We start from the raw sequence: 14,866 nt of genomic DNA on the forward strand, positions 1-14,866 counted from the left end.
CATGATTTATAATTCTTTAAAATGTTAATATTCGACATTGTTTTAACTTTTACGACGTTAAAATAATAACAAATATCGTTCACTTATTCTACTTGTCACACTTTTTTGTCCTCTTTTAACAGAGAATATTTAGGGCTTAACAGCGGTTAACGACAACACCTGACAAATTTACATTCGTTGTATGTCAGGTGGCGTTAACACTCTGACATTCATTCAGTAAGACTAGATTTTCATGACACCTATCCCGGGCAAATCATTCAGGGTGATTTTTCCTCGCACTACTTCCACTCCTTTAAAGCGGTCGTTGGAGATAAGCAGGTTGCCATCCAGGTCGGCAAAATCAACGAGTGGCGAGAATTGCGAAGCGGCAGATATAGCACAGGAAGTCTCTGTCATACACCCTACCATTACACGCATACCGAGCGCGTGCGCCAATGTCACCATTTTCCATGCCTCACGCATACCGGTACATTTCATCAACTTGATATTAATTCCCGTAAAAGCACCTTTCAATGCTGCCACATCTCCCAAACGCTGCAAAGACTCATCGGCAAATATCGGCAACGGACTCTGCTGGGTTATCCACGCAATGTCATCCAACTGCTCTTTCGGCATAGGCTGCTCTATCATCACAATCCCTTTTTCTTTCAGCCAATGAATCATATCGAGCGCGTACTGACGGTCTTTCCAACCTTGATTAGCGTCTATCGCTATCGGAAGGTCTGTCACCGAGCGAATGGTCTCAATCATCTCTTTATCATTGTCCCGTCCCAGTTTCACCTTTAATATATTAAACCGCCCGGCACATTCTTTTGTTTTCGCACGCACCACATCCGGAGTATCAATGCCAATAGTAAAAGTGGTAGAAGGCGTCTTTTCCTTATTCAATCCCCATATCTGATACCACGGAGCGCCCAGCAATTTTCCCACTAAATCGTGAAGAGCAATATCCACTGCTGCTTTAGCTGCAGTATCTTTTGGCGAGAGACTGTCAACGTATGACAAAATGTCTTCTAACTGAAAAGGATCAGAAAACTGCTCCAAGTTCACCTTCCTGAGGAAATTCATGACAGACTCCACTGTTTCACCTAAATAAGGGGGCATAGAAGCCTCCCCGTATCCGGTGATCCCTTCATATTCTATTTCCACCTGTACGTCGGGAGTTGTAGTACGCGAATAGGTGGCCACAGTAAATACATGTCTTAATTTCAACTCATAAGGGAAAAACTTCATTTTCATCTTCCCGCCCAAGCCGAGTTTATTTATATATAAGGTAGAAGGTGATAATTCCCCGGCCAATGCCTGGCGAACCACTAGCCCGGAACCTAAAGCTGCAAAAGCCGCCGTTTTCAAGAAATCTCTTCTGTTTTGCATGTTTTCAAAGTTATAAGTGTGATAAGACAATAAAATAAAGGGGTTATTGTGGAAGGTAGTGAGGATTATGTTCCGTAGTATTCATCCCTTTCTCCTTATTTATATATGGCAGAAAGCGGACTGCAAAAAGCAAACGCCCCGTATTAAATTCATCATAGTTCTTATCTGCCGGTTCAAAGCTACTGATATGCACATCGCCAAGAGCATGGATAAACTGTTTATTTCCTAAATAGATACCGACATGAGAGATACCTTCTTTCCGTCCGGAAAACGCTTTCCGACCGAAAAACACCAAATCTCCCCGTTGCACATTAGCAAAATCGGAAGTAATCTCGATGCGTTCTCCTACATAAGCCTGTTGCGATGCATCCCTGGGAATAATAATATCATGCATGAACAGCACCGTACGAACCAGACCGCTGCAATCTACTCCTTTGGAAGAAGTACCAGCCCACAGATAGGGAATGCCTATCATAGTATATGCAGTTTCGATAATACTCTCCACATCCTGTTTCAGAGAAGCTCTCCATTTTGTCTCCGGCTGTGAGATCGATTTGGAAATATATGCTTGCCGACCGTCCGGATAAGAGACTTTATAAAAATGCCCTTTGCTTCCTTCCCACTTCAAGCGGTTTCCTGCCACTACGTCAGATACGGTTTGCGATTTCTCATCCGGCTTCTCATAAGTGAATCCATAATGGGCAGTAACCACAATCTTTTCGGCACGGTTCCATTCATTATATCTTTCCTTCGACATGGGGGTAATAACCATTCGATGTACCCAACCGGTATAATCATCCGGTGTTTGAATCTCGTACCAACCCGTATATTGCAGAACTTTAACCGGCATTCCTAACAATGCTTGTGTACTCATACCGGAGGTAAACTTCCCCTCGTCACGTAAATTACAGACAGAAATATGTACTACTCCATAAACGGAATCAGCAGGCATAGGACGTATCTCCTGAGCATTCAGGGTAACTGACGCAACTGCCAGAAAGCAGCAGAAAAAAAGGATAATTTTCTTCATCGAACCATGATTTAATGATAGCAAAGGTAGAAATTATTTCTATTTGTGACACATTCTTTGGCTAAAACAAAATAAATGACGTATTTTTGCAGCCTAAAGCAGTTGGCCGGTCTGTCGCGTGCACGTTTTCGTGCAGGAGGAAAGTCCGGGCAACACAGAGCATCCTACTTCCTAACAGAAAGCTGTCCGTGAGGGTAGAGTAACGTAGAAGAAAATAACCGCCATTCCTTTCGGGGAGAGGTAAGGGTGAGAAGGTGGAGTAAGAGCCCACCAGCCGCATGGTGACATGTCGGGCTGTACGTCTTAGGAGTTGTAAGGTCATGTAAACCGGCGTTATGAGAGTTGCTCGCTCCATGTCGGAGGGTAGACCGCTAAAGTGCCGTGGTGACACGTCACTCAGATAAATGACAGACACCTTATTTATATAAGGTACAGAACTCGGCTTATAGGCTGACTGCTTTTTCTTTTTAAAACCCTGAGCCATGAAGAAGAAAATCACTGATATATGGAAGTTTCTTACGTATGACATTTGGCGCATCACGGAAGACGAAGTGACCAGAACTAAGTTCTCGCTCTACAATATTATAAAAACGATCTATCTTTGTATCAACCGGTTCACCAAAGACCGAATGGCTAACAAGGCCTCTGCGCTGACATACAGCACGCTGCTCGCCATTGTGCCGATACTTGCCATTTTATTTGCCGTAGCCCGTGGCTTCGGGTTCGACAACCTAATGGAACACCAGTTCCGCAACGGCTTCGGAGGAAATATAGAAACGACAGAAGCCATTCTCTCTTTTGTCAATTCCTATCTCTCACAAACCAAAGGAGGTGTTTTCATCGGAGTAGGTTTAGTGATGTTGTTATGGACGGTCATCAATCTGGTCAGCAATATTGAAATCACATTCAACCGTATCTGGGAAGTAAAGAAAGCACGTTCCATGTATCGCAAGATTACGGATTATTTCTCCATGTTCCTGTTGATGCCGATTCTGATAGTTGTTTCCGGAGGACTTTCCCTGTTTATGAGTACCATACTCAAACAAATGGATGATTTCGTCCTGCTTGCTCCTGTCATGAAGTTCATGATACGGCTTATCCCCTTCGTTCTCACATGGATGATGTTCACCGGGCTGTATATTTTCATGCCGAACACGAAAGTAAAATTCAAACACGCTCTTATTGCCGGTATTCTGGCCGGCTCCGCTTATCAGGCTTTCCAGTTCCTATATATCAACAGCCAGTTGTGGGTATCAAAATACAATGCTATCTACGGTAGCTTTGCTGCACTTCCTCTATTCCTGCTCTGGTTACAGATTTCCTGGACTATCTGCCTGTTCGGTGCTGAACTGGCATACGCGGGACAGAACATCCGCAGTTTTAGCTTCGACCAGGACACACGTAATATCAGCAGGCGTTACCGGGATTTTATCTCTATCCTGATTATGTCACTCATCGCCAAACGGTTCGAAAAGAACGATCCTCCTTATACGGCGGCAGAAATATCGGAAGAACATCAGATACCCATCCGGCTGACGAACCAAGTACTTTATCAATTACAGGAAATAGACCTGATACATGAGGTAGTAACCGACCAAAAAAGTGAAGATATCGGTTATCAGCCTTCTATGGATATCAACCAATTAAATGTAGCAATTTTGCTTGATCGTTTGGACACATACGGTTCCGAGAATTTCAAGATTGATAAAGACGAAGAATTTAGCGATGAATGGAAGGTGCTGACAGAATCGAGAGAAGAATACTATAAAAAGGCAAGTAAAGTACTACTCAAAGATTTATAAATAGCGCCTCCTTAGACCTTTAGAAATGAATTAACACAATTATAATAAAGAAAAATGAAGAAACTACTACTAAGTGCATTTGCTCTCTGCTTTGCAGGAACAATTGCGGCACAAGAAGCTCCACTATGGATGCGCTATTGCGCTCTTTCTCCGGACGGAACAACCATTGCATTCACCTACAAGGGAGACATTTACACAGTACCGTCAACCGGCGGACGTGCCACCCAAATCACCACGAATCCGGCTTTTGACACCACTCCGGTATGGAGTCCCGACGGAAAGCAGATAGCTTTTGCATCCGACCGCATGGGGAGTCTTGATGTTTTCGTTGTCGCCAAAGAGGGAGGAGTCCCCCAACGATTGACCACTCATTCCGGCAGCGAAAAGCCTGTCGCTTATAAAGACGACAAGCATATCCTGTTCACAGCTAATATCGCCCCTTCTGCCGAGGATGCCGGATTTCCCTCGGGACAATTCCAGCAGATATACGAAGTGGCCGTTACAGGAGGACGTCCCACCATGTTTTCATCCATGCCTATGGAGTGTATCTCTATTAATAAGGAAGGAATTATGCTTTATCAGGATAAAAAAGGATATGAAGACTACTGGCGTAAACATCAGGTATCCCCTATCGCCCGTGACATCTGGAGCTATACTCCCGGAAAGACGCCCGTATACCAGAAGCAAACCACTTTCGGAGGTGAAGACCGTGAACCGGTATGGGCTCCCGACGGTAAGTCATTCTATTATTTGAGTGAAGAAAAAGGTTCGTTCAACATCTTCCAACGTACCCCCGGAGCAAATACTTCCAAGCAAATCACTTTCCACACCAAACATCCGGTACGCTTTCTGAGTATGGCAAGCGAAGGTAAATTATGCTACGGCTATAATGGCGAGATTTACACGCTTGTTCCGGGCGGACAGCCACAAAAAGTAAATATCACTATCCTGTCGGATAAGATAGACAAAGACATCATCCGCCAGATCAGATCGTACGGCGCAACTGACATTGCCGTTTCTCCTAAGGGTAAGGAAGTGGCATTTATCATGCGCGGTGATGTATACGTCACTTCTATCGACTACAAAACGACGAAGCAAATTACGAATACTCCCGACCAGGAACGTGACATCAGTTTTGCCCCCGACGGACGTACTTTAGTTTACTCATCGGAACGTAACGGACTTTGGCAACTTTACACATCAACGATCGTACGTAAAGAAGAAAAGCAGTTCACTTATGCCACCGAATTGAAAGAAGAACGCTTGACTAAATCTAACGTCGCTTCTTTCCAACCACAGTATAGCCCTGACGGAAAGGAGATTGCTTTCCTTGAAAACCGTACGGCTATTCGTGTTATCAATCTGAAAAGCAAAGCTGTACGTACTGTTATGGATGCCAAATACCAGTATTCTTATGCAGACGGTGACCAATGGTTCCAATGGAGTCCCGACAGTAAATGGATTCTCTCTGATTTTATTGGTATAGGCGGCTGGAATAATAAAGATGTGGTACTGTTGAAAGCTGACGGAAAAGGAGAAATGGTGAACCTTACCGAAAGCGGATACAGCGACACCAATGCCAAATGGGTATTGGGTGGAAAAGCCATGATATGGAACAGTGACCGTTCCGGATACCGTAGTCACGGTAGCTGGGGAAGCGAAAGCGATACCTATATCATGTTCTTCGATGTAGATGCATACAACCGTTTCACCATGAGCAAAGAGGACCTCGCCCTACTTGAAGAGGCTGAAAAAACAGAGAAAGAAGAAAAGGCCAAGAAGGAAAAAGAGGAGAAAGAGAAAGCTGAAAAGAAGAAAGATAAGAAAGACGCTAAAACAAAAGATACCAAGAAAGAAGAAGACAAGAAAAAAGAAGAAGTCAAGCCGCTGACCTTCGACCTCGAAAATCGTTTCGATCGCATTGTCCGCCTGACAGTCAATTCTTCCCGTCTTAGTGACGCAGTACTGACTCCGAAAGGCGATGTACTCTATTATCTGGCAGCTTTCGAAGGTGACTATGATTTGTGGGAACATAAATTAAAAGAAAATACCACCAAAATATTGCTCAAAGGAGTCGGTGGAGGTGCATTGATCCCCGATAAAGAAGGTAAGAACATCTTTATGTGCACAAGAAGCCAACTAAAGAAAATCGAAATCGCCGGCAGCAAAGTCACTCCGATTGAATTTGAAGCCTTCTTCGATTATCGTCCTTATGGCGAACGCGCATATATCTTCGACCATGTCTACCAACAGGTAAATGATAAATTCTATGTCGCAGACCTTCAAGGAACCGACTGGAAAGGATATAAAGAAGCTTACCAACGCTTCCTGCCACATATCAATAATAATTATGACTTTGCTGAAATGCTGAGCGAACTGCTCGGAGAACTGAATGCCTCACATACGGGAGCCCGTTATGCAGGTGGAGGCAGTGCATTATCTACCGCTACATTGGGCGTCTTCTATGATGAATCATATAGTGGTACAGGACTGAAAATCAAAGAAATTCTGGATCAGAGTCCTTTCACTCAAAAGAAAACTGATGTGAAAGCAGGATGTATCATCGAAAAAGTAGACGGAAAAACGATTGAAGCCAATGCTGATTACTTCCCATTGTTTGAAGGCAAGGTAGGACGCAAAGTAATACTTACCGTATATGACCCGGCCACCAAAAAGCGTTTTGAAGAAACTGTGAAAGCTATCAGCTATGGGGCACAAAGTGAATTGCTCTACAAACGTTGGGTGAAACGTTGCGCACAGAAAGTAGAGGAGTTATCTGGCGGTCGCATTGCCTACGTACATATAAAAGGAATGGATAGTCCGAGCTTCCGTAAAATGTACTCCGAGTTACTGGGACGTTACCGCAACAAAGAAGCTGTCATAGTAGATACCCGTCATAATGGCGGCGGTTGGCTGCACGATGACGTCGTTACCCTTCTGAGCGGAAAAGAATACCAGCGTTTCGTTCCACGTGGACAATATATCGGAAGCGACCCATTCAACAAATGGCTGAAGCCTTCATGTATGTTAGCTTGTGAAGACAATTACAGTAATGCTCACGGTACTCCATACGTATATAAGACATTAGGCATCGGAAAATTGATTGGTACTCCCGTTGCAGGAACCATGACTGCTGTATGGTGGGAACGACAGATTGACCCATCTATCGTATTCGGTATCCCACAGGTAGGATGTATGGATATGCAAGGAAAATATCTCGAAAATCAAACTTTACAACCAGACATTCTGGTCTACAACGAACCGGGAGCCAGCCTGAAAGGAGAAGATGCTCAACTGAAAGCAGCAGTAGATCATCTACTGAAAGAGTTGTCAAAAAAGAAATAAGTATATTAATATAAAAGCCCCGAAATATGGGGCTTTTATATTAAACTATCTATCAGCGACCTAATACATTCATTTTTGGTTTTAAAGAAAGAAGTCGTTCCTTTAAAACCAACGACGCCTTCTGTTATATAGCTATTCTACAAGTTGGAAATATTTATTCTTTTAGAATCAGTAACGATTATAAGAAACCACTTTTTCCTGCGGCTTTCTCATCTTCTTCCGCTTCTCCTTTATCGGATATCCGATCGCAATATCCAGTAACAGACGTTTGGAAGCAGGGATGCCGGTCAAGCGCTTTATCTCCTTTTCATCAAACCAGCCCAAAATACACGATCCCAGTCCTTCACTTTCAGCAGCCAATGTGATATGAGCAGCAGCAATTCCAATATCAATCAGCGGGAAATGCTTATCCTTCACTTTTCCTCCAAGTAGAGAAGTGATATTGGCGGACTCTTCTACAATCAGGATATGTACTGGAGCATCCTTAGCAAATTTATTCATCCCAAGTCCTGCAGCAGCCTTACCCACTTTTAAAGCCAATTCACGGTCAGTTATCACCACGAACTTCCAAGGCTGTGCATTACAGGCAGAAGGAGCCAAACGACCCGCCTCTAAAATCCTCTCCAACTTCTCCGCTTCTACCGGACGTTCTTTATCATACGCCCGGTCACTCTGCCGGGAAAGTACCAATTGCAGAAAGTCTGTATATTCCATATTATTTGTATTGAATCATCCGGCTGATATACTTGCCGATTATATCAAACTCGATATTCACCACACTGCCGATTGTAAACGTATGGAAATTGGTATATTCATAAGTATAAGGAATGATAGCCACCTGAAAAGTATCATCTGTCGGATTACATACCGTCAGACTAACACCGTTCACGGTCACCGAACCCTTATCAACAGTAATATATCCGCGCTTTGCCATTTCTTTATCAAACGCATACCGAAATGTAAAGTACCAGCTTCCTTCTGCATCCTTGATATCAATGCAGGTTGCAGTCTGGTCTACATGTCCCTGAACAATATGCCCATCCAAACGGCCGTTCATCATCATGCTACGCTCTACATTCACCTTATCTCCTACCTTCAACAGACCGAGATTGGAACGTTCCAATGTTTCTTTCATGGCAGTCACCGTATACGTGTCATCCGTCAGACTTACTACTGTCAGGCAGACACCGTTGTGAGAAATACTCTGGTCGATTTTCAACTCATTCACAAACGAACACTTAAATGTAAAGTGTATATTCTCCTGGTCTTTCACCAGTGCTACCAAGGTAGCATATTCTTCTACAATTCCGGAAAACATAATTTACGATTTTACGATTTGAAATACTCTTTTTATATAGGGTTCAAAGATACAAATAAGCCGGCAGGAAAGAAAATAAGAGCAAAAAAAAATGGGGCTTTTATTACTGTATCTAATTATTAGCCATTTAGCAAAATGGTGATTCATTCTTGTGCTTTGTATGCCTCATAAGAACATTACAAATATAACTCTTAATTCTGAAATAAAACGCATTTCCCTATGATATTTTAATCTATATGTTCTATTTAACAACTTATATTTAAATAAAAAGCCAACTATCATCTCGATAACTGACTTTTAATTTTTAATCACTTATTTGCCTTGTATATCTTTATAATACTCGGCAAAGTTCTCTGCATAATTCTTAGCTTCGGGACTTCCTTTAGTTTATGTACATCTTTATCCATTATTCTGCTTATAGAAGCAATAATTCCATTTTGTCGCTATCTACCACTTTGACATTTTCTTCCAATACAAACACATACCTCAATAATCCAGAATGTATCTTTTACATTAGATTGGACAGATTCTTATCAGTACCTTTGCTATAGATAAATCAATTACCAATCTATTTATTTCTACAAAAATATGCAAGTAACACCCAAAAAGAGCACCGTGATTTCTTATTTACCACAAGAGATTAGAGAAACTAGATTGACAGAGGTCACATATTTACCTATTACAAGGGAGATGTTAGAACAGTTATTCTCAAATTCATCCAAGAAGGATAAGCATAAATTAATTAAGAAGAGAAGGAAATGAACTAAAAAAGCAACACTTGATAGATAGTTCAAATGCCGCCTTCTTGTATAATAGATAATTAGTTGAATCTGTTTTTAAGGGTGCAATTAATTTGTACCCTTTTTATTCGTTCATATATTAATGCATCTATTAAATCTAAGTTTTTTTGATAAAAAGATATTATTTATATAATTAATAATTATTATATTTGTAATTGAATTGGTAAAACAGAAGCGTTGTGCTGCTTTGTTGCAAAATGTGGGAAATTATTAAAAAGGGCAAAGATAGCATTACAGTTTCACGCTTCGATGTATAGTATTGATGTTCTTGTAGAAACTGGAGAACGGTAAAATTTGATAATATGAAAAAACTACTATCAATTACAATGTTGCTCATATCTTCATTATTTATTTATGCGCAACAAGACGTTACTAAATTTTTAGGTATTCCAGTTGACGGAAGTAAATCTGAAATGATTCAGAAATTAAAAGCTAAAGGTTATACGAGTAGTCCGCTTGATAAAGATGTTTTAGTTGGTGAATTTAATGGTGCAGATGTCAATATACACGTTGTAACAAATAATAATAAGGTGTATCGAATAATGATTTGTGATGTTAATAATATTGATGAAAGGGCTATCCAGATAAGGTTTAATAGACTCTGCGAGCAGTTTGTTAATAATTCTAAGTATTCTTCTTTACCTTTGGAAGAATATATGATACCAGATGATGAAGATATTTCTTATGAAATAACCGTCCATAAGAAACGCTATGAAGCAGTGTTTTATCAAAAAACTGATGAAACTTTTATGGCAAAACAAATTGAGGCTGCCTTCCCGCAATATACAAAAGAACAACTTGCGAATCCAAGTGAAGAGCTGCGAGCAGAGATAGTTAATTTTGTGACACAATATATATCAAAAAAAGCTGTTTGGTTTATGATTAATGAACGTTTGGGCAAATATTGTATTACGATGTATTATGATAATGAATACAATAATGCAAATGGTGAAGATTTATAATTAGATTATGAAAAAGGTATTAATATTTATTGCAGGCGTTGTTACAGGTGCTATTTTAATGCTTGTTATTGCTGCACTTATTGGAAATTCGTCAAATGGAGAATCTTCAAATAATGGAATGACATTCTTTGAGAAAGAAGGGGATTGCATTAGTGAAAATAATTTTGAGGTCTTTCAGGTTCTTGATTCAGGTGACGCTTTAGCTAATGAAATTGACGAACTCTCAATATCAACAGGACTAATGGTTTTATTTTTGTGTGATGAAGGGAAATCGTATTATGACGACCAAGTTATCAAAGTTCCTGAAGGAAAATGTGCAAAGCAGATTGGGACATTCAAATACTCAACAAAGGCAGGTTTTGATAAGACTGTTCCTATTGTAAGCATACTCAATAAATAGGATAAAAAAATAAAAAGCGTGTATGAGGGGCATTAATTTACACCCTTCTGTAAAAATAAAGGCAGCAAGTGAATGTTACTTCAAATGCTGTCTTTCTTCTTTTTGATTACATGTTATTGTTTACCTTCTCCATTTAAGATTTGTTCCTTGGTAGGATTATAGCCATTAGAATATGTTGTAAAACGACCTTGATATGAAGTCAATGCTTGCTTTAAAGGAGTGAAGTCTTTTAACAGGTAACATCCTTTTATTTTGAATTCACCACCTTCCACTGTTTCTAAATTTGTTAACGCACTAATATCAGATAATCCCCAAAAACTATCTTCAACTTCAATAGTGAAATCTCCTTTTATTTGTCTCAAATTCTCTAATCCTGCAAAAGATGTAAACTTGGAGAAGTCACCATAGTTAATACTCATTCGAAAACCACCAATGGATGATAAATTGTTGAAGCCTTGAAAGGATTGTATATTACTAAAACTGGTATAAGTGCTAACACTACCAGCAGAACTCACCCCTGTTCCCCATATTAATCTTCCACCAATTGTATTCAAATTTTCGAATCCTGTAAAAGATTGCAAATTATTTCTTTCACTACTACCAATATCAAATATCAAATCTCCTCCCACAAATTCCAAGTTTCCAAGAGGCTCAAAAGATTCTATGCCAGAACAGTCGATTCTTAAATCCTTACCAACATAAGTAATCGCAGAAAGACCATTCAGAATTTCTTGTGCATTTATACTCCCAACTTTTGATGCCGTTACTCCAATATATAATTTTTCATCAATTCTTTTTAGCTTGGGGACATTGAGGGTTGTAAAGGATTTACATTCAAAACCTCCCAACTTTTCAAGATTTTCAAGAACAAGATTCATCCGATTTCTATTTCCCATATAGAAACCATTTCTCATATAGATATAACCATTTATCTGCTTTAGGGTAGGTAATTCAATTGTACTTAATTGAGCAATTTCATACTCTGGAGCATATATTTCAAAGTTGCCACCTATGCTTGCTAGATTAGTTAAATTGTTTAAAGAGGAAAGTTTCTTAAATGATATATACTTATCATTTCCTTCAGAAGAAATACTAAAATTTCCGCCAATAGTAGTTAGCCTTTCTAATCCTTCAAATGATTCCAATTCGTTAAACGAAGTATAGTAGTAATGACTTCGGTTATATAGACAATATCCTAACCCTTTGAGTTGGAAATTTCCACCTATCTTCTTAAGGTTTTCTAATCCTTTAAAGTTTTTTAGCTGCGAGAAGTTGCTATAATTATGAGAACCACTACTCTCTCTGGTAGATGGTAATCTGTCTTTCATTATAAAATCTCCACCAATCTCTTCAAGATTTTCTAATCCTTTAAAAGACTCTATTCTATTGAAATTATTCAGCGATTCGATTACAAAATTCCCTTGTATTCTTATTAATTGATTCAGTCCATTAAAGTTCTCAATATCACAATTATCAAGTTCTAAATGTCCATTAATTTGTGTAATTGAGCTTAAAACCTCTAAAGAGGTTATCATATCTTCTTTATCATCATTATAACAAATAATATCAAGATTTCCATTTATTTGCCTATATCCTCTTTCCCCAATTTCTTGCAAATGCCGATTTCCCCAAATAGAAATATTTCCTTCATGAATGTATGAATCTTGTTCAATGGTAATAATTGATTCCGTTTCTTTATTTTCACTAATAATCTTTATTTCTCCAGTCCGCTTATCACCATTGTTTTCAGATATAAAGAAAGATAAAATATCTTCTCTAAAGCCTCTTGTTTGTGGTTGAGTTATCCATTCTTTTGCATCTCCAAGAATTTCCACTGTATAATTAGTATTGGTGGTCAAGGAAACGGAGATTTCTCCACCTTTAGGGTAAGTATGATATGTTTTGCTGCTAGGCGACAAGCTTGGTACACCTAATTGACTAATGAATACGGTGTCCGCTACATTACTCTGTGTATGTTTGATTGCAACTTTGGCTGAACGTCCATAGGTAGAGGTGTTCTCATTTATTTTTAGATAGACTTTATGAGAAGTAAGACCTCTAGTTTGAGTAGTGGTTATATTTTCTATCCATTTACTTGCAGCACTGGGAATAGAAACATTAAAATCAATATTTGAGTTGACTTCAAATTCAATTGTATTTTCTTTTGAGTTTACTTCATATTCTTTTTTAGATATGATAATAGCATCCTTTTGCGCTTGTATAATTTTTAATGTATCTGCAAGTTTGACATTGCTCTTATCATAAAAAATGATTTCACTTTCACGACTATCATATTCCTCATTTGGACTGATTATATAATAAAGAGTGTGACTGGACATTGATTTGGTTGAAGGTGCAATAGAAATCCAATCCACATTAGGCATTTTAACCTCAAAATTAAAATTGCTTTTTATGTCTACAGCAATAGTTTGCTCCTTATCACTTATAAAGTATTCATTTTTAGTCAACATGACAACTCCACCACTAGCTTGGTAGACGTGCACAGTTTCTGTTAGCTCACCATTTGTAATATAAATTACTCCTTCTCGTTTTTCATATTCTTCATTGGGAGATATATCAAAGGTTAACGTGCTACTTGATAAAGCTCTAGTATTACTCCCTATCTGTTTTATCCACTTTTTGTCAGTTTCATTTATTGTAACAGTATAGTTGATATTGGTTTTTACCTCCAAATTAATCTTGCCACCTTTATTGTCTAACTCAAATTTGTTTGCAGTCAGCAATATAGCCTCCTTTTGCTTTTGAGTTACAACAATTGTTTTCTTTATATTTCCAACAGTGAGAGTTAGGGTAACATTTCTATCATCATATCCTTTATTCTCAACTACATTCACAGTAAACCCACCTTCTCCTGCTTTGCCATTTGCAGGAGTAACAGTGCACCATGTCTCTCCTCCAATTGTATTAGCTACAGAAACGTTCCAGTCTCCATTACAAGTAAATTCTATATTTTCACTTCCAGATTGTGAAGTAAAAGTTAGCCCATTATCGAAATATCTTTGAGAATTTCCCAAAGGGATAATAGTAACGACTTCATCATTTTTCTTATCGCTATCATCGTTACTACAAGCGATGATACTCATACATGAGATAATGCTCAATAAGGTTATTGGTAAAAAATGTAATGCTTTCATAATCTGTTATTCTTTATTTAAAATACATTTCTCCATTAAATTAAAGACTTCTTTTTCATTCTTGTCATCGTAAACAATTTCTCCATTTGTAAGTACACCTAATTTAAGCCTTTCAAGCTCTGCTATAAAATGAGCTAACGCTTCTGCATCACACCGTTCTGGGGAAATTATTAGTTTGAATTTCTTTTCCATGTAATCATAGTTATCTGTAATCTTCTCATTCCCTTTAAAGATAATGGTTTATTGATAAAGTGGGGAATTCACAGCAAAACACTGTCACTTTATATTAAATCATTGATTCCACTGCATTTAAGTGCTGATAAGTAATAATTGTTTTTCTTTTTGTGTCTATAGAATATTTATTATAGCCAGAGTTCCCTGCTGACTGTTATACAATACAAAAAAGCGTGGAAACTATTGAATATTACCGTTATGAGGCTCTGGACTGCCCAAGAATGAGTAATAAACAATAGCCCACGCCAGAAAAATATATAGTTCATCCCTTAAGATGAATATATAACACTGACGTGAGCGTTCTTGCCTACTATCCTCATTCTTTGAAATTGTCCAGATTTCATAACAGGATAATATATCAAACGCTCTTCGTTAACTATGTCCTTTCAGAACTATCTCCATAGAAGTCTGAAATTGCTACAAAGTTACTAAAAGCTGTTTAATTT

General features: G+C 38.8%; 10 protein-coding genes and 1 other RNA gene. 5 read left to right on the top strand and 6 right to left on the bottom strand.

Going from position 1 to position 14,866, the window contains the following annotated elements; all coding sequences use genetic code 11:
- Positions 1–222: 222 nt before the first annotated feature.
- Together BHV72_RS02975 and BHV72_RS02980 are read right to left on the bottom strand one after the other, a co-directional pair.
- On the bottom strand, positions 223–1,374 hold the full coding sequence (locus BHV72_RS02975) for a dipeptide epimerase (RefSeq protein WP_055173615.1): 1,152 nt from the start codon (positions 1,372–1,374) through the stop codon (positions 223–225).
- 43 nt (positions 1,375–1,417) lie between these two features.
- The gene (locus BHV72_RS02980) at positions 1,418–2,404 is read right to left on the bottom strand and encodes a C40 family peptidase (protein ID WP_286854455.1); all 987 of its coding nucleotides are present in this window, start codon (positions 2,402–2,404) and stop codon (positions 1,418–1,420) included.
- 98 nt (positions 2,405–2,502) lie between these two features.
- On the opposite strand from BHV72_RS02980, the gene rnpB reads away from it, so the two are divergent.
- The 3 genes from rnpB (at position 2,503) to BHV72_RS02995 (ending at position 7,551) form a co-directional block, all read left to right on the top strand.
- An RNA gene (gene rnpB, locus BHV72_RS02985) (RNase P RNA component class A) lies at positions 2,503–2,866 on the top strand.
- A 20-nt stretch (positions 2,867–2,886) separates the two neighbouring features.
- Positions 2,887–4,206: a YihY/virulence factor BrkB family protein gene (locus tag BHV72_RS02990; RefSeq protein WP_005678195.1), complete on the top strand. Its 1,320-nt coding sequence runs from the start codon at positions 2,887–2,889 to the stop codon at positions 4,204–4,206.
- Positions 4,207–4,260: 54 nt separating this feature from the next.
- A complete protein-coding gene (locus tag BHV72_RS02995; protein ID WP_005681268.1) occupies positions 4,261–7,551 on the top strand; it encodes a S41 family peptidase in 3,291 nt (1,096 codons plus the stop codon).
- A gap of 168 nt (positions 7,552–7,719) precedes the next feature.
- On the opposite strand, the gene BHV72_RS03000 is transcribed toward BHV72_RS02995, so the two are convergent.
- A complete protein-coding gene (locus BHV72_RS03000; protein WP_022041499.1) occupies positions 7,720–8,265 on the bottom strand; it encodes a nitroreductase family protein in 546 nt (181 codons plus the stop codon).
- A 1-nt stretch (position 8,266) separates the two neighbouring features.
- Positions 8,267–8,869 carry a riboflavin synthase gene (locus BHV72_RS03005; protein ID WP_005678192.1) on the bottom strand — a complete coding sequence of 201 codons (603 nt, stop codon included), beginning with the start codon at positions 8,867–8,869 and terminating at the stop codon, positions 8,267–8,269.
- Between the two features lie 1,102 nt (positions 8,870–9,971).
- On the opposite strand from BHV72_RS03005, the gene BHV72_RS03010 reads away from it, so the two are divergent.
- Together BHV72_RS03010 and BHV72_RS03015 are read left to right on the top strand one after the other, a co-directional pair.
- Complete coding sequence (locus BHV72_RS03010; protein ID WP_004321160.1) at positions 9,972–10,631, top strand: hypothetical protein; 660 nt, start codon at positions 9,972–9,974, stop codon at positions 10,629–10,631.
- 7 nt (positions 10,632–10,638) lie between these two features.
- Positions 10,639–11,031, top strand: coding sequence for a hypothetical protein (locus BHV72_RS03015; RefSeq protein WP_004321162.1), 393 nt, complete (start codon positions 10,639–10,641; stop codon positions 11,029–11,031).
- 113 nt (positions 11,032–11,144) lie between these two features.
- On the opposite strand, the gene BHV72_RS03020 is transcribed toward BHV72_RS03015, so the two are convergent.
- Together BHV72_RS03020 and BHV72_RS03025 are read right to left on the bottom strand one after the other, a co-directional pair.
- Positions 11,145–14,186, bottom strand: a complete 3,042-nt coding sequence (locus BHV72_RS03020; RefSeq protein ID WP_118036895.1) for a BACON domain-containing protein — start codon at positions 14,184–14,186, stop codon at positions 11,145–11,147.
- A 6-nt stretch (positions 14,187–14,192) separates the two neighbouring features.
- On the bottom strand, positions 14,193–14,378 hold the full coding sequence (locus BHV72_RS03025; protein WP_004321167.1) for a hypothetical protein: 186 nt from the start codon (positions 14,376–14,378) through the stop codon (positions 14,193–14,195).
- Positions 14,379–14,866: the final 488 nt, after the last annotated feature.

Origin of the sequence: Bacteroides sp. 43_46 (genome assembly GCF_001915455.1) — a bacterium.
In the GTDB taxonomy this organism is placed as follows: Bacteria; Bacteroidota; Bacteroidia; order Bacteroidales; family Bacteroidaceae; genus Bacteroides; species Bacteroides caccae.

What these genes read in the sequence shown, in the direction of transcription:
- BHV72_RS03025 (WP_004321167.1), bottom strand. Translation starts at nt 14,378, where the DNA reads ATGGAAAAGAAATTCAAACTAATAATTTCCCCAGAACGGTGTGATGCA.
- BHV72_RS03015 (WP_004321162.1), top strand. Translation starts at nt 10,639, where the DNA reads ATGAAAAAGGTATTAATATTTATTGCAGGCGTTGTTACAGGTGCTATT.
- BHV72_RS02990 (WP_005678195.1), top strand. Translation starts at nt 2,887, where the DNA reads ATGAAGAAGAAAATCACTGATATATGGAAGTTTCTTACGTATGACATT.
- BHV72_RS03010 (WP_004321160.1), top strand. Translation starts at nt 9,972, where the DNA reads ATGAAAAAACTACTATCAATTACAATGTTGCTCATATCTTCATTATTT.
- BHV72_RS03000 (WP_022041499.1), bottom strand. Translation starts at nt 8,265, where the DNA reads ATGGAATATACAGACTTTCTGCAATTGGTACTTTCCCGGCAGAGTGAC.
- BHV72_RS03020 (WP_118036895.1), bottom strand. Translation starts at nt 14,186, where the DNA reads ATGAAAGCATTACATTTTTTACCAATAACCTTATTGAGCATTATCTCA.
- BHV72_RS02975 (WP_055173615.1), bottom strand. Translation starts at nt 1,374, where the DNA reads ATGCAAAACAGAAGAGATTTCTTGAAAACGGCGGCTTTTGCAGCTTTA.
- BHV72_RS02995 (WP_005681268.1), top strand. Translation starts at nt 4,261, where the DNA reads ATGAAGAAACTACTACTAAGTGCATTTGCTCTCTGCTTTGCAGGAACA.
- BHV72_RS03005 (WP_005678192.1), bottom strand. Translation starts at nt 8,869, where the DNA reads ATGTTTTCCGGAATTGTAGAAGAATATGCTACCTTGGTAGCACTGGTG.
- BHV72_RS02980 (WP_286854455.1), bottom strand. Translation starts at nt 2,404, where the DNA reads ATGAAGAAAATTATCCTTTTTTTCTGCTGCTTTCTGGCAGTTGCGTCA.